The sequence below is a fragment of the Mesorhizobium sp. M0045 genome (genome assembly GCF_040323385.1).
Taxonomy (GTDB): domain Bacteria; phylum Pseudomonadota; class Alphaproteobacteria; order Rhizobiales; family Rhizobiaceae; genus Mesorhizobium.
On sequence record NZ_JAMYUY010000008.1, the window covers coordinates 200,465 to 215,076 of the forward strand.

The window sequence follows — 14,612 nt, forward strand, 5'->3', positions numbered from 1 at the left end:
TGCACGTGCACTGCTCCCAAGGGCTGGCAGCATGACCCCCGAAAACGAAGCCGCGGCGCGCTATTTCTCGGCGATCGCGGCGGCACTTGGCGGCCTCGAAGTGTTCATGCGCGACGATCGCTCGCCGCTCTATCGGCACGGCATCGTCGCCAAGGTCGTCGCCGAATATATTGCGCGGCTCGACAAGTCGTTCTCGTGCTGGCGCAACCGGCTGGGTTTCACCGAGACGTTCCGCATCTCGCGCGCCGAAAGCGGTTTTCCGGTTTTCCAGAACCTGCTCGAGCTGGAAAACGACCGCCTCCAGGCCGACAGCCGTCTCGCCGTCATCCCTTCGGCCAGCGAGCTGCGCGAGGAAATGGCCGACTTCATTCTGCGCCACAAGGAATTTCCCGAAGCGTTGCAGAAGTCGATGGCCGAGCGGCTTTACCTCGAAGACGTCAAGAGCGGGACCACCTTCGGCCCGTTCACGCTGGCGCAGACGGCCAAGGTTTCGGTCAACCCGAAGACGCTGCGGCCCTATTATCTGGTCCACTGGGCCTGCTTCGACGGCAGCGCCAACCTGCCGCTGGTCTACATGGCGACGGTCGAGGATTCCTCCGACGACATGATCCGGCAGCTGGTCGATAGCAGCGGCAAGCTTAATGAGAGGGTCGACATTCCGCTGCCGGTCGACGGCTTGCTCAATCCCGAACTCGCCCACCGTTTCGACGATTTCACCGAGAAGAATTCCGCCTACACGCTGTCACCGGCGACGATCGCGGTAAACCTCGACAAGGATTTCGAGACGCTGCATCCCAAGCAGCTGCGCCGCGTCGTGCTCGGCCCATTCTATTCTGCCGGCATTACCGACAACAATTCGACCGTGAACGAAGTGCTGGCCAAAGTGCGCAAGCCGGAAAACGCCTGGCTGCTGACCTGGACCATCCAGGAGGTCTTTTCCAAGGCCGAGAAACCCGGCCGCAAGGGGCTGTTTTCGAGCGAGAAGACGACGCAGGAATTCTTCATCGACACCGACGATCTCGAGGCCGCACGCCAGGGCGTGTCGAGCTACGAGAACCACGCGCTGATTCCGCATGAGGCATATCAGTCGCTTTACGCCGCCGGCGAGGCGCAGAAGATCTTTTCGGGCTACAAGGTCCATATCCTGTCCAAAGGGCAGGTCATCAGCGACGTCTGACCATCAAATCGCGGAGCATCCTCCATGGACACCGGTCTGACCACCATCCCGGAAGCGGCAATCGAAAAGCACCGCGCCACTGCGCAAAGTTTCATCACCCGCATCGTCGTGCTGGAAGACCCATCGCGCGAATCCGGTACCGCGCTTGCCGGCACCAACCGCCGTTTCGTCTCGACCGTTTCGGTCGGCTCGGTTCGCCGCACGCGCGAGGTCGAGCTCGCCAAAACCGTCGCCGCCGTCCATCCCGACGACCAACTGCTGACCATCCCCCAGCACACGCTGCTGTTTCGCGCCCGGCGTGGGCTGGCCATTGCGTTGGCAATATCCGATGTCTTCGCCGAAGGCTCTGACCTCGAAAGCCTGCAGGCGAAAAACACCCGCGCGCCGCTCGAAGGCGACGAGGCCGCCACATTCAAAAAGCTGCTGTCGGCTTCGGCCTATGTTTCCGCCTTCAGCTTCGCCTCCTATCTGTTCCAGCTGATCGATAGCGACGGCGAGGCGCCGAACGACACGCCCGAGCCGGACTTTCTGTTCGACACGCCCCAGGACGCGGTGAAATCGATCGTGGCCGGCCTCGACAGGGCGATATCAGGCGCGAAGGACGACGCCGACCTGATGACCCGGGCGCGTGCCTTTGCCCGCATTGCCATCGATGGGCTTTTGGCGCGAAAAGGCCGCTTCGACGGCATCGGCCCGTTCGAGAACGCGCATATCCGCATCGACGTCGACGATTTCACGCTCGATGGTTTCGACGTCGCGCCGGGCAAGCGGGCAAAACCGTTGGTCATGACCTTCAAAAAACCGGAAGAGGTCGTCGGCAACCACATCGCCAAATACCAGTCGGTCAAGCTCGCCAAGATGCTGATGGCTTACGACTTCGAGCGCGAGCTGAACCCATTCGTCGAGCTCGGCGGCTTCCTGTTCACCTTCATCGGTGACGGCGCGCCCGGCACCGGCAAGACGACGCTGATCCAGATGATCGCCGGCCTTCTCAACGGCTACTGCCAGGTCGCCGGCTATCCCTTCGCCTACGAGAATTTCGGCGTCGACCAGATCTCCTCCTACCAGGGCAAGTCCGGCCAGAACTGCCGTCAGTTCATCAACAATGTGCTGAACCCGCGCGTCATCGGCTTCGGCACCATCGACGATATCGACCAGGTCGCCGCACGCCGCTCCGACGATCGCGCCTCGGCCGGCCAGCAGGAAATCACCGGCGTCCTGATGGACGCGTTCGGGGGTGCCGGCACCGTGGTGCGCGGCAACTGCTCGTTCGGCATGTTTTCCAACTATCCCGAGAACGTCGACGACGCATTGCGCCAGCGCGCCGGCGCGCGCTGGCTGGTCGATGGCCCGCAGAGCCGCGACGACTACATCGACATTTTCGTCCTGCTCGCCGGGAAGAACCACAAGATCCCGCTCGGCGATCACAAGCTCTATGCGGCGCAAGAGATCCAGCGCGCGGTGATGGAAGCCTATGAGGAGCATGAAAAGCCGCACGAAGACGGGCTGATGAAGGTCTACGAGCGCTATATGAAGGAGAACGGCGCACCGAAGACGATGGCCGACATCGGCACTTATCTGCACATGATCAAGGATGCCGAACCGCGCTTTACCGGCCGCGCCATCAAGAACGTCACCGATGCCATCAAGATGCGCGCCATGGACATCGAATTGCCCGACGAGTGGTTCGAAAAGCCGGAAGCCTTCATGCACAAGGGTTACGACGACAAGAAAGCCATGATCGAGGACCTGCGCGGGCCATTCTCGATGGACATGGTCATGCAGGAGATCAATCGCTATGCGGATTCCGAATTCCGCTATTCCGACAAGTCCGACGATGCGGCGGTGACCAAGATGATCCGCGACACCCGCCTGCGGGAGCGTGCCGTCCGCGAGATCGAGGAGATGAAGAAGAAGGGGCTGTGGAATGCGTGAGATGCGCCGACGCCCCCTTCTCCCCTTGTGGGAGAAGGTGTCGCCGAAGGCGACGGATGAGGGGTATTCGTCAAGCTGGAACACCCCTCATCCGACCGAGCTTCGCTCGGCCACCTTCTCCCACAAGGGAAGAGGGAGCGTTCGCGCTCCTCATCCGCCGTTCGGACACCTTCTCCCCGTGAACGGGAAGAAGAAAGCATGAGTCCCGCCAAGAAGCCCGATCTGTTGCGCGACAACGAGCTGATCTACGGCCGGCTGCTGACGATCGACGAGCCGCATCTCATCCAGCGCTACAACAAGGCGATGGTGGCCTTCGGCTTGAAGCCGACCAAGTTGAAAAGCTTCGAGATCGATCGCACCGGCTTCTCGCCGCAGGTCGCCGAGGAATGCGGCGACTACAGCTACCTCGATCCGAACGAGGTCAACCGCCGCTTCATCATCCTGACGCCGTCGCAGATCGACCTGCCGGTGGTGCACACGGCATTCTCCAACACCTCGCTGCTGATGTACGAATTCATGTCGAAGAACCAGCGCGCCATCGATGCGCTGACGATCAAGGACGTCATCTACGGCGAGATCGAGGACTCGGTCCCCAAGGTCGACGACATCGAGGACCTGCTGTCTATCAACCAGGTGGAATTCAAGGTGCTCTCGGCCGAGGATGTGCTCGGTAAGGCGGCCGAACTCGGCAAGCTGGTCGACCGGCTGAAGCAGGAGCCGGATGCCTGGCGCGACAACGCCATGCTGGCCCACATGGTCGAGCTGGCGAAGATCTGCGGCGACATCCGCGAGAATGCGCTGGTGCCGGACCAGGTGATCTTCCGTCACAATGCCTATTGGACCAGCCATTTCGGCGGGCTCTATGTGTTCGTCGATCCCGACGTGACGACGGTGATCAGCGACCCGGCAGCGCCCGGTTTCCGCCGCTCGCGGCCGTGGCAGGTGAGTTACCTTTCGATCCACGATGCCGACAAGGTGTTCAAGTTCCTCGCCTCGACCGGCCGCATCGAGCTGCCGCGCGCCTCATGGATCGAAACCTCCGGCTATCTCGAGCATCGCGCCGAAATGGTGGTGCGCGCGCTGATCCGCGACGCCGAGCCCGACCGCAATCTGACCGATGTCGACAAGGTCTGGCTGCAGACCTGGATCCACGGCCATGCCGATCTGATCACCAGGGACGGCAATTTTCCCTTCCTCAACGCCGCCAAGCGCGAGATCGCCCAGCTCGGCCATCTCAAGATCGAGGATGTGTTCCCGCAGCAGCGCTTTCTAGTCATCCGCGCCAAGCCGGACCATCCCGACGCCTGGCTGACCAACCAGCTGATCTCGGACTTCGTGCCGCAGGACTTCGTCTCGCGTTACGTCTTCAACAAGCCGGGCTTCTACAGGGATTATGACGGCTTCAGCGACGCCTGGCGATCGCATGTTGTGGACGTTCTGAAAACCACATATTTGAAGGACAAGGTGGCGTTTCGCACACGCCTCTACGGCTTGACTGACTGAGGGGGTGACATCGCCATGCTTGATCCGATCGTGAATTTCTTCACCCGGATTTTCCAGTGGATTGGCCGCAGCATCGGCCTGCTCATCGGCGCGATTCTATGGCCGTTCCTGTGGGCGGGGCGCTGGTACACGCAACGCGGCTGGATCCTGAAGGCGGTGCTCGGCCTGGCTGTGCTCGTGCTGATCGGCCTCTATGTCAATTTCTTCTATGCCACGCAGTGGTGGAACAATTTCGACCCGAATTACGTCGACAAATACACTTTCGAAAAACGCAACAGCTCCGCCGGTGAACAGGTTTCCGCCGGCGCCGGCACCGACACGGCCAAGACCTGCGGAAATTCAGCCATTGCCCAGGTTGCTGCCGACCTGACCGACTTCAACGTCAACCAGAATGCCTGGGTGTCGTCGATGATCCTCTACAAGCTCGGCCTGTTCGGCATCGACTGGGACCACACGCCGTTCATGGACAACAAGGCTTCGTTCCAGCGCGGCATCAACCAGGCGGTGCGGCGTACGGCGACCGAGCTTGCCGATAATCTCGGCCGCGTCCGCACCACCTCGCAGATCGACGCCGACCTGCAGGACGCCCGCGGCAATCTGCAGTTCGACGAGGAAACCTGGTATTTCGGCCTGAACCCGTTCGGCCCCAAGACGCCAACGCCGAGCTACTATCGCGACGCGGTGCGCAAGCTGCGCTCCTTCAACGCCCGCCTCGCAGCCTGCCAGGCGACGTTCGATGCCCGCGCCGACAATCTCAAGCAATATATCGACCGCATCTCGTCCGATATCGGTTCGACCTCGGCGATCCTCAAGGAGCGCGCCGAAAACCACAATAATGGCTGGTTCGACACGCGCGCCGACGATCGCTTCTGGTTCGCCTATGGCCAGCTCTATGCCTATTACGGGCTGATGAAGGGCGCACAGGCCGACTTCGAGGACGTCATCAAGGAAAAGCACCTGCAGAACCTGTGGGATACGATGGACGCGCAATTCGTCTCGGCGCTGCGCATCCAGCCCTTCATCATCGCCAATGGCCGCGAGGACGGCTGGCTGTTGCCGACACATCTGACGACGATGGGTTTTTACATACTCAGGGTGCGCTCGAACATGGTCGAGATCAGCAACGTGCTGACGCAGTAGCCGATCGTTCCGCACAGCCGGCGCTGGTGAATTTGCGCCGTTGCTTCTGTCGCTTTTCGCGTATTAGGCGGCTGTTTTGAGACGGCGGAAGCGCCCCTGCTCTGGCTTCTATACGGCGCTGCAACCGGCGCAAAAAAGAACCTGTAGCAGAGCGGCCGGCGGCAGAGGTATTTTCTTCGCAGGAAACATAGTTGCATGAAAGTTGACGCCGCGGCAGCGACAAGGGTAGAACATGCTCGCGCCTGCAATGTCGGGCTGTTCTTGCGACCACACTAGTCAAATCCGTCCAATCCAGAGGGAAGCCGTCATGGCCGAAGTGAAGTCCGACATCGAGATCGCGCGCGGCGCCAGGAAGAAGCAGATCCAGGAGATCGGCCAGAAGATCGGCATTCCGAGCGAACATCTTCTGCCCTACGGCCACGACAAGGCGAAGATCTCGGCCGAGTTCATCAAATCGGTGAAGAGCAACAAGGACGGCAAGCTGATCCTCGTCACCGCCATCAACCCGACACCAGCCGGCGAAGGCAAGACGACGACGACGGTGGGCTTGGGCGATGGCCTCAACCGCATCGGGAAGAAGGCCATCGTATGCATCCGCGAGGCTTCGCTCGGACCGAATTTCGGCGTCAAGGGCGGTGCCGCTGGCGGCGGCTACGCGCAGGTCGTGCCGATGGAGGACATGAACCTCCACTTCACCGGCGATTTCCATGCCATCACCACCGCGCATAATCTGCTGTCGGCGCTGATCGACAACCACATCTATTGGGGCAACGAGCTCGGCATCGACACCCGCCGTGTCGTCTGGCGCCGCGTCATGGACATGAACGACCGGTCGCTGCGCGAGATCATCTGTTCGCTCGGCGGCGTCGCCAACGGTTTCCCACGCGAGGCCGGTTTCGACATCACAGTCGCCTCGGAAGTTATGGCGATCCTGTGCCTGTCGACCGACCTGAAGGACCTGGAAAAGCGCCTCGGCGACATCATCGTCGCCTATCGGCGCGACAAGTCGGCCGTCTATGCCCGCGACCTCAAGGCCGACGGCGCGATGGCCGTACTCCTGAAGGACGCCATGCAGCCCAATCTCGTGCAGACGCTGGAGAACAACCCGGCTTTCGTCCATGGCGGCCCCTTCGCCAACATCGCCCATGGCTGCAACTCCGTCGTTGCCACCACGACGGCGCTGAAGCTAGCCGATTACGTCGTCACCGAAGCCGGTTTTGGCGCCGATCTCGGTGCCGAAAAGTTCTTCGACATCAAATGCCGCAAGGCCGGCCTGAGGCCGGCAGCGGCGGTCATCGTCGCCACGGTTCGCGCCATGAAGATGAATGGCGGCGTCAAGAAGGAGGACCTCGGCAAGGAGAACGTCGAGGCGGTCAGGAAGGGATGTGCGAATCTCGGCCGCCACATCGAGAACATCCGCCAGTTCGGTGTGCCGGCTGTGGTCGCCATCAACCATTTCTACTCCGACACAGAGGCCGAGATCCAGGCGATGAAGGACTACGTCGCCTCGATGGGCGAAGAGGCGATCCTGTGCAAGCACTGGGCCCAGGGATCGGCCGGCATCGAGGAACTCGCCAAAAGGGTCGTGGCATTGGCGGAATCCGGCGCGTCGCAATTTGCCCCGCTCTATCCCGACGCCATGCCGCTGTTCGAGAAGATCAACACCATCGTCCAGCGCATCTATCGCGGTTCCGAAGCGATCGCCGACAAGTCGGTGCGCGATCAGCTCCATGCCTGGGAGCACGCCGGCTACGGCCACCTGCCGGTCTGCATGGCCAAGACGCAATATTCCTTCTCGACCGATCCGAATCTGCGCGGCGCGCCGACCGGCCACACCGTACCGGTGCGCGAGGTCAGGCTGTCTGCCGGCGCCGGCTTCGTCGTCATCATCTGCGGCGAGGTCATGACCATGCCCGGTCTGCCCAAAGCGCCATCGTCGGAAAAGATCTTCCTGAACGAAATCGGTCAGATCGAAGGCCTGTTTTAGGGATAATCAGTGCTCGTACGGCAAAGGGCGCCGCAACGCTGCGGCGCCCTTCTGCCTGTCCGCAATGGTCTCCTACGCTGCGCTCCGCGCCAGCGCGCGCTGGTTGGAGGCATAGGGTGTGTCGTGCTGGGGTACCACGCCGGTCTTCAGGCACTCGATCCATTCGGCGGTTTTGAGAACGGCCGCGAAGCGCGATTGCAGGACGATCGTCATGACGCGATGGATTTCCTCCCCCGACGCGTAGCCGGCGCTGTTGGCGTAGGGCAATGACCCCGTTGCGTCCGACAGGAACTCCACCTCGAAGCCCATATGCACGGCGTGGATGACCGTCGACAGATCGCAATTATGCGTCATGTAGCCGATGACCGTGATCGTATCGATAGAGTTGGCGCGCAGCCACTCCTCGAGGTCGGTGCCGGTGAAGGCGCTGGGCAAGTTCTTTTCGATGTAGTGGTCGCGGTTTCGCCTGGCGATTTCCGGGTGCAACTCGGCGCCATGGCTGCCCTTGGCGAAGACCGGTGAAGTTTCCGGCGCCAACTGTTTGATGACCACCACCTTGACGCCTGCCTCGGTGGCCGCATCCATCGCTCGCGCCACATTGACGACGCTGTCGCGGAAGGGCGGATGCTGGATGGCGAGGTTGCCGCCGTCATAGTCGTTTTGAACATCGATGACGATGAGGGCGCGGCGTGGAGCTTTGCCTGTGGCTGGTTGCGACATGGGGTTTTCCTTTCCCGTTGGACAGTGATGGGTGGACGATAAGCTCGGCACCGGATTGCAAAAAGTGTCCCGATTGACATTATTCGAAAGAATTGGGACAATTGGCTGTTACTCCTGTTGGTGCTCCCATGACCGATCCTGCCGTTGCCGCCATCGCCTTCGATGGCATCAGCCCGTTTCATCTCTCCGTGCCGTGTCTCGTGTTCGGCGCGGATCGCACGGAGCTCGGCCTGCCGCGCTTCGACTTTCGGGTCTGCGTGATTGAGGACGGGCCGATCCGCACCGATGCCGGGCTGACCATCAGCGTCCCGCACGGGCTTTCCGCGCTCGATGACGCCGACATCGTCATCGTGCCAAGCTGGAAGGATCTCGGGAGCTCGCCTCCAGCCGCATTGATCGACGCGTTGCTTGGCGCGCACGAGCGCGGCGCGCTGATCGTCGGGCTGTGCTTGGGAACGTTCGCTGTTGCGGCGACCGGACTGCTTTCGGGGCGGCGAGCGGCGACGCACTGGGCCTACGCGGATCAGCTGCAGGAACTCTATCCCGACATTCTCGTCGAACCGGAAGTGCTCTACATCGACAATGGCGACGTCGTGACATCCGCCGGCGTCGCCGCCGGGCTCGACTGCTGCTTGCACGTCGTAGGGGCTCGTTACGGCGCGGAGGCGGCACTTCGCCTGGCCCGGCAGATCGTGCTTTCTCCGCATAGGCAGGGCGGGCAGGCTCAATTCATCGAACGTCCCATCGCCAGGACCGGCAATGCGGACCGCTTCACTCAGGCTCTCGAAGCGGTGCGCAAAACCCTGGGTGAGCCGCACAGTCTGGACAGCGTTGCCGGTCACGCCGGCCTCACCCGCCGGACGTTCACGCGCCGTTTCCAGAAAACGATCGGCACCAGTTTCGGTGACTGGCTGACCGACCAGCGCGTCCAGCTGGCGCAGCGGCTGCTGGAAGCAACGGAAAAATCGATGGACACGGTTGCCTTCGAGGCCGGTTTCGGCAGCGCCACCTCGCTGCGCCAGCATTTCGCGGCGCGGCTCAGAACCTCGCCGGCGCAGTACCGGCGCGAATTCTCGAAGGGTGCTCAGGAGGAGCGCGTGGCGCACATGCCGAGGTGAAATTCGGCTCGCGCTCGATTCCAGGGCAATCGCTTCAGTTGCCGATGTTGGACTGCCATCTGGCCCGAGCAGGCTATCTTTTTTCTCGAAGCGATTGCCCTGCTCTCGATCCTGTCGTGCTTGAAAGGCTCTGCGTCATCTGTCATATATTAAAGCGACAGATGACGCGAAGAGGGCTCGCCGTGGCGATGGCATTGGAAAAGGCTGCGCCAGCAGCAAAAAACAATGAACTTCAGAAGGTGGTGAAATTGCTAGGCGGCAGCCGCATTCTGGCAAGGCGCCTCAGCAGCGCTTTGGATGCCCACGAGTTGCTTCTGCACGGCCTGCCGGCTTCAGCTCTGGACCATCTTATCGGGCAACTCGTCTTCATCCAGAAGACTGATTCGCTGGAGAAGGCCGTCGGCATGAGCCTGCGCACCTACCAGCGCCGCAAGGATGCTCCTTCCAAGCCTCTCAGTCAGGACCAGAGCGGACGAACCTGGAAGTTCGCGGAGATCCTGTCGAAAGCGACCGACGTGTTCGGTTCGCAGGTGCAGGCAGAGCAATGGCTGGAGCGCCCGGCGATTGGGCTCGACCAGCGTCGTCCAATCGACCTTCTGGCGACACCGGCGGGGATCGAGCTTGTAGAAGACTATCTGGAACGGCTTGAATATGGCGTTTATGTATGACGCCTCTGCCGGCGGCGCTTGGTGGCTCCGACCTCATCGGATGGCGCCTCGATCAAGCCGCGTTTGCGCCTGCATGGGATAGTGGCGACGGCGCATACAGGGTGGGCGGACGCTGGAACAGCAAGGGCGTGCGAGCCGTCTACTGCTCGATCGATCCGTCGACTGCGATCCTCGAAGTTGCGGTCCATAAGGGCTTCAGGGCGCTCGACACGATAGCGCATGTCATGACGGCAGCGATCGTCAGCGATGTCGCGGATGTGCATATCGTCGACCCCGCGGCCGTGCCCAACCTCAACTGGTTGCGCCCGGGCATTCCGAGCCCCGGACAACAGGCGTTTGGCGACGATCTTCTGCAACGGCACCGGTTCGTTGTGATTCCGAGCGCCGTATCACAGCATAGCTGGAACCTGATCTTCGACGCGGGCCGCGCCAGAGGGGCATACGCCATGAAGACGCAGGAGGCGTTTGCGCTCGACACACGGTTGCATCCACCTCCGGCCAAGTGACACGGCCGCCCATGTCCATCAGAACGAGGCCATGACCGGCGACAGAAGCACAGGTGCTCAGCCGTTGCTGATTATCCGTGCCGGATTACCAACCACCGTGGTGTTCGCCGTCACGTCGCGCGTCACCACGGCACCGGCGCCGACGATGGCGCCGTCGCCTATCCTGACCCCGCCGAGGATGATGGCACTGCCGCCGATCCAGGCATTGTCGCCGATCTCGACGGGCCTGGCGATTTCCAGCCCTGCCTGCCGCCCAGCAGTCTCCTTGTGGTGCTCGGCGCAATAGATCTGCACATTGGGGCCGAGCAGCGTTCCCTTGCCGATGCGCACTGGCGCCGTGTCGAGGATGGTGCAGCCGGCATTGAGGAAGACGCGGTCGCCGAGAAAGATGTTGAAGCCATAGGCACAGTGGAACTGCGCTTCGATCCGCGCGCCCTCGCCCGCAGCGCCGAGCAGCGTCCGCAATCCAGGCCCGATATCGCCACGCTGCCGCGGTGGTAGGCTGTTGTGCTCGAACACCGCGTCGCGCGACGTAATGCGCAGCGCCTCCAGTTCCGGATCGAGGCAGCGATACCACTCGCCCGCCGCCATTTTCGTGCGTTCGCTCGCCGTCATGGCCGCAACTCCAGTTTCAATCTCTGCCAAAGCACAAGTGGTGCAAATTCGGAAGCGCCGGCGGCGACACCACCTCTGGTCAAATACCCGACCTATGGTAGCTTGCCCTCTCGGACCTGTCCCAAGCCGGCCATCGAGGGGATCGATCATGCTGTACATTCTTGCACTCCTGATTGGCGTCGTTGCCGGGCTTCGCGCCATGACTGCGCCCGCCGCGGTCGCCTGGGGCGCTTGGCTTGGCTGGTTGCCGGTCGCCGGCACCTGGGCGAGCTTCATGGGCCACTGGATCGCCGTCGGCATCTTCACCATCCTGGCCATCGCCGAACTGGTCACCGACCAGCTGCCATCGACGCCGAGCCGCAAGGTGCCGCAGCAATTCGGCACGCGCATCGTCCTGGGCGCTTTCACCGGCGCGGTGATCGGCGCCACCGGCGGCGCCACCATAGGCGGCCTGATCGCCGGCGCCGTTGGTGCTGTGATCGGCACGCTGGGCGGCGCCGAGGCGCGCAAACGCCTGGCCACCGCCTTCGGTAAGGACCCGCCCGCCGCCTTCATCGAGGACGCGGTGGCGATCGCCGGCGGGCTTCTGATCGTGGCGGCGGTGGCATGATGGCAAAGGCATTCGACGCCATCATCATCGGTGCCGGGCAGGCCGGCCCACCGCTCGCCGGCCGGCTGAATGCGGCCGGCATGAGCGTGGCGCTGATCGAGCGAAAGCTGGTCGGCGGCACTTGCGTCAACACCGGCTGCACGCCGACCAAAACGATGGTGGCAAGCGCCTATGCCGCGCATCTCGCCCGCTCCGCCGCGGATTACGGGGTGACGCTCTCCGGTCCCGTCGGGGTAAACTACAAGGCGATCAAGGCGCGCAAGGACAAGGTCTCCAACGACGCCCGCGGCAATCTCGAAGACTGGATTGCCGGCATGGACAAATGCACGCTCTATCGCGGCCATGCGCGCTTCGTAAGCGCCAACACGGTGCGCGTCGGCGACGATCTGCTGAGCGCCGAAAAGATATTCCTCAACACCGGCGGGCGCGCCTCCGTGCCCGACCTGCCCGGCATCGACGGCATTTCTTACCTGACCAACTCGTCGATGATGGATCTCGACGAGCTGCCGCGCCATCTTATCGTCATCGGCGGCAGCTATGTCTCGCTCGAATTCGCGCAGATGTTCCGCCGCTTCGGTTCCGAAGTCACGGTCATCGAAAAAAGCCCGCGTCTGATCGGCCGCGAGGACGAGGACGTCTCGGACGCCATTTTGTCGATCCTCGAAAACGAAGCCATTGCCGTCCATCTCGGCGCCGACGACATCCGCTTCGCCAGGCGAGGCAACGAAATCGCCGTGACCTTCGCGCCAGGCAAGGCGGCTGCGGTCGGCTCGCATGTGCTGCTGGCGCTCGGCCGCACGCCAAACACCGACGATCTCGGCCTCGACAAAGCCGGCGTCGAGGTCGACAAACGCGGCTTCATCGTCGTCGACGACCAGTTGCGCACCAGCGTGCCCGGCATCTGGGCGATGGGCGACTGCAACGGCAAGGGCGCCTTCACCCACACCTCGTACAACGATTACGAGATCGTCGCCGCCAACCTGCTCGACAACGATCCGCGCAAGGTCAGCGACCGCATCGAGGCCTATGCGCTCTACATCGACCCACCACTCGGCCGCTGCGGCATGACCGAGACAGCGGTAAGGAAATCCGGCCGCCGCGCCCTGGTCGGCCAGCGGCCAATGACCCGCGTCAGCCGTGCAGTCGAAAAAGGTGAGACGCAAGGCTTCATGAAGATCCTGGTCGATGCCGACACCAGGGAGATCCTCGGCTGTTCGGTGCTCGGCCCGGGCGGCGACGAGGCGGTGCACTGCGTCCTCGACCTGATGTATGCCAAGGCGCCGGTCAGCACGCTGGCGCGCGCCGTCCACATCCACCCGAACGTCTCGGAGCTTCTGCCGACCATCGCCCAGGAATTGAAGCCGCTGGTGTGAACCGGGCGTATCGCGCGACCCCTCGCGCATCCCGCCGAGTAAGCTCATTGCGCCCATAGCGCCGCTGGCTGGACCAATCGACAAGCGCGCCGGCGACGGGCATGTCTTCCGAACTCTTGACGGAGGACAGCATGCAGAAGTCCATCGAACGCATCGCCGGCGACAGCGAAGGCGTTTCCTACGAATTCCCCGTCTTCCGCTTCGCCGGGTCGGACAAGACGGCGCCTTCCGCCTATCTGCAGGCGGCGCTTCATGCAGGCGAATTGCCGGGCGTCGTCGCCATCGACACGCTGATGCCGATGCTCAGCAAGGCGGAAGCCGAAGGCCGCATCACCGGCAATATGACCATCGTGCCCTGGGCCAATCCGATCGGCCGCGCGCAATATCTTTACGGCGACCATCAGGGCCGCTTCCATCTGGGCACGCGCACCAATTTCAATCGCGGCTTTCCGCGGCTCGCCGCGCCCGACGTCGCCCTGCTGCCGATGCACGGCACGGTCGACCAGCGGCTGAAAACGCGGCTGCTGCAGCTCTCCATCGGCCACGACATTGTGCTCGACCTGCATTGCGACGATGAGGGCCTCGCCTATCTTTACGTCCACACCAGCCTGTGGCCGGCCATGGCGGATTGTGCAGCGGCCATGGGCGTCGATGCGGTGATGCTGTGGCACGAAGATCCCGACGGCACCTTCGAAGGCGCCTCGATCATGCCGTATCAGAACGTTCCAGCCGACGTGGCGCGCCTGGACCGGCGTGTCGCCACCACGGTTGAATATCGCGGCATACTCGATGTCGACCGCGCCCTGGCCGGCGCCGATGCCGAAGGGCTCTACCGGCTGCTTGTGGCGCGCGGCGTCATCCAGGATCAGGCGCTGCCCGCGCTTGGCAGCTTCGTTGGGCCCAGTTTTTTTACCGGTATTGTCGCGCCGCTCGAAAACATCGAGATGATGCCGGCGCCCCGCTCGGGCGCGATCCTCTACGACGTGAAGCCGGGCGACCGCGTCACCAAGGGTGCACGCCTTGCCACCATCGTCCACGCGCCCGGCGAGCCCGACGGCCGCACGGAAGTGTTGGCGCCGCAGGCGGGCCTCATCCTCACGCGGCGCTCCCGCCGCATCATCCGCGCCGGAGAAGACCTCCTGAAGCTGGTCGGCGACGGGACGAGCGCCGATGCAAGGTCGGGAACGCTGGAGGACTGAGGCCCTCATTTGAATCCAGTTGCGCGGCCGTCCAATCGCCGCTATGGGAATCGCCATGAAT

General features: G+C 62.8%; 13 protein-coding genes. 11 read left to right on the forward strand and 2 right to left on the reverse strand.

Annotated elements, in window-relative coordinates; translation table 11 throughout:
* Window positions 1-31: 31 nt before the first annotated feature.
* From NKJ72_RS15755 to NKJ72_RS15775, 5 genes are all read left to right on the forward strand, one after another.
* Window positions 32-1,177, forward strand: a complete 1,146-nt coding sequence (locus NKJ72_RS15755; RefSeq protein WP_352478017.1) for a hypothetical protein — start codon at window positions 32-34, stop codon at window positions 1,175-1,177.
* A gap of 24 nt (window positions 1,178-1,201) precedes the next feature.
* Window positions 1,202-3,112, forward strand: a complete 1,911-nt coding sequence (locus NKJ72_RS15760) for an AAA family ATPase (protein WP_352478019.1) — start codon at window positions 1,202-1,204, stop codon at window positions 3,110-3,112.
* Window positions 3,113-3,310: 198 nt separating this feature from the next.
* Window positions 3,311-4,615, forward strand: coding sequence for a DUF6638 family protein (locus NKJ72_RS15765; RefSeq protein WP_352478021.1), 1,305 nt, complete (start codon window positions 3,311-3,313; stop codon window positions 4,613-4,615).
* A gap of 15 nt (window positions 4,616-4,630) precedes the next feature.
* Window positions 4,631-5,755 (forward strand): DUF2333 family protein, encoded by a 1,125-nt coding sequence (locus tag NKJ72_RS15770; protein ID WP_352478023.1) that lies wholly within the window; start codon window positions 4,631-4,633, stop codon window positions 5,753-5,755.
* A gap of 307 nt (window positions 5,756-6,062) precedes the next feature.
* Window positions 6,063-7,742: a formate--tetrahydrofolate ligase gene (locus tag NKJ72_RS15775; RefSeq protein ID WP_352478025.1), complete on the forward strand. Its 1,680-nt coding sequence runs from the start codon at window positions 6,063-6,065 to the stop codon at window positions 7,740-7,742.
* Window positions 7,743-7,814: 72 nt separating this feature from the next.
* On the opposite strand, the gene NKJ72_RS15780 is transcribed toward NKJ72_RS15775, so the two are convergent.
* On the reverse strand, window positions 7,815-8,462 hold the full coding sequence (locus NKJ72_RS15780) for a cysteine hydrolase family protein (RefSeq protein WP_352478027.1): 648 nt from the start codon (window positions 8,460-8,462) through the stop codon (window positions 7,815-7,817).
* 128 nt (window positions 8,463-8,590) lie between these two features.
* Here NKJ72_RS15780 and NKJ72_RS15785 point away from each other — a divergent pair, with 128 nt between their 5' ends.
* The 3 genes from NKJ72_RS15785 to NKJ72_RS15795 all read left to right on the forward strand — a co-directional run bounded on the left by NKJ72_RS15785 (window position 8,591) and on the right by NKJ72_RS15795 (window position 10,754).
* Window positions 8,591-9,580, forward strand: a complete 990-nt coding sequence (locus NKJ72_RS15785) for a helix-turn-helix domain-containing protein (RefSeq protein WP_352478029.1) — start codon at window positions 8,591-8,593, stop codon at window positions 9,578-9,580.
* Between the two features lie 188 nt (window positions 9,581-9,768).
* Complete coding sequence (gene parS, locus NKJ72_RS15790; protein WP_502901850.1) at window positions 9,769-10,248, forward strand: type II RES/Xre toxin-antitoxin system antitoxin; 480 nt, start codon at window positions 9,769-9,771, stop codon at window positions 10,246-10,248.
* Entirely contained in the window at window positions 10,245-10,754 is a 510-nt protein-coding gene (locus NKJ72_RS15795; RefSeq protein ID WP_352478033.1) for an RES family NAD+ phosphorylase, read from the forward strand. Before parS ends, NKJ72_RS15795 begins: the two co-directional genes overlap by 4 nt.
* Before the next feature lie 57 nt (window positions 10,755-10,811).
* Here the strand turns inward: NKJ72_RS15795 and NKJ72_RS15800 are convergent, their stop codons facing one another.
* Window positions 10,812-11,369 carry a sugar O-acetyltransferase gene (locus tag NKJ72_RS15800; protein ID WP_254819144.1) on the reverse strand — a complete coding sequence of 186 codons (558 nt, stop codon included), beginning with the start codon at window positions 11,367-11,369 and terminating at the stop codon, window positions 10,812-10,814.
* A gap of 148 nt (window positions 11,370-11,517) precedes the next feature.
* Here NKJ72_RS15800 and NKJ72_RS15805 point away from each other — a divergent pair, with 148 nt between their 5' ends.
* The 3 genes from NKJ72_RS15805 (at window position 11,518) to NKJ72_RS15815 (ending at window position 14,551) form a co-directional block, all read left to right on the forward strand.
* Entirely contained in the window at window positions 11,518-11,979 is a 462-nt protein-coding gene (locus tag NKJ72_RS15805; protein ID WP_352478036.1) for a DUF4126 domain-containing protein, read from the forward strand.
* On the forward strand, window positions 11,976-13,352 hold the full coding sequence (locus tag NKJ72_RS15810) for an FAD-containing oxidoreductase (RefSeq protein ID WP_352478038.1): 1,377 nt from the start codon (window positions 11,976-11,978) through the stop codon (window positions 13,350-13,352). Before NKJ72_RS15805 ends, NKJ72_RS15810 begins: the two co-directional genes overlap by 4 nt.
* A 131-nt stretch (window positions 13,353-13,483) precedes the next feature.
* Entirely contained in the window at window positions 13,484-14,551 is a 1,068-nt protein-coding gene (locus NKJ72_RS15815; RefSeq protein WP_254819141.1) for a M14 family metallopeptidase, read from the forward strand.
* Window positions 14,552-14,612 lie beyond the last annotated feature (61 nt).

Excerpts from the sequence above, each read along its gene's own strand:
- NKJ72_RS15755 (WP_352478017.1), top strand. The coding sequence starts at position 32 with ATGACCCCCGAAAACGAAGCCGCGGCGCGCTATTTCTCGGCGATCGCG.
- NKJ72_RS15760 (WP_352478019.1), top strand. The coding sequence starts at position 1,202 with ATGGACACCGGTCTGACCACCATCCCGGAAGCGGCAATCGAAAAGCAC.
- NKJ72_RS15765 (WP_352478021.1), top strand. The coding sequence starts at position 3,311 with ATGAGTCCCGCCAAGAAGCCCGATCTGTTGCGCGACAACGAGCTGATC.
- NKJ72_RS15770 (WP_352478023.1), top strand. The coding sequence starts at position 4,631 with ATGCTTGATCCGATCGTGAATTTCTTCACCCGGATTTTCCAGTGGATT.
- NKJ72_RS15775 (WP_352478025.1), top strand. The coding sequence starts at position 6,063 with ATGGCCGAAGTGAAGTCCGACATCGAGATCGCGCGCGGCGCCAGGAAG.
- NKJ72_RS15780 (WP_352478027.1), bottom strand. The coding sequence starts at position 8,462 with ATGTCGCAACCAGCCACAGGCAAAGCTCCACGCCGCGCCCTCATCGTC.
- NKJ72_RS15785 (WP_352478029.1), top strand. The coding sequence starts at position 8,591 with ATGACCGATCCTGCCGTTGCCGCCATCGCCTTCGATGGCATCAGCCCG.
- parS (WP_502901850.1), top strand. The coding sequence starts at position 9,769 with ATGGCATTGGAAAAGGCTGCGCCAGCAGCAAAAAACAATGAACTTCAG.
- NKJ72_RS15795 (WP_352478033.1), top strand. The coding sequence starts at position 10,245 with ATGACGCCTCTGCCGGCGGCGCTTGGTGGCTCCGACCTCATCGGATGG.
- NKJ72_RS15800 (WP_254819144.1), bottom strand. The coding sequence starts at position 11,369 with ATGACGGCGAGCGAACGCACGAAAATGGCGGCGGGCGAGTGGTATCGC.
- NKJ72_RS15805 (WP_352478036.1), top strand. The coding sequence starts at position 11,518 with ATGCTGTACATTCTTGCACTCCTGATTGGCGTCGTTGCCGGGCTTCGC.
- NKJ72_RS15810 (WP_352478038.1), top strand. The coding sequence starts at position 11,976 with ATGATGGCAAAGGCATTCGACGCCATCATCATCGGTGCCGGGCAGGCC.
- NKJ72_RS15815 (WP_254819141.1), top strand. The coding sequence starts at position 13,484 with ATGCAGAAGTCCATCGAACGCATCGCCGGCGACAGCGAAGGCGTTTCC.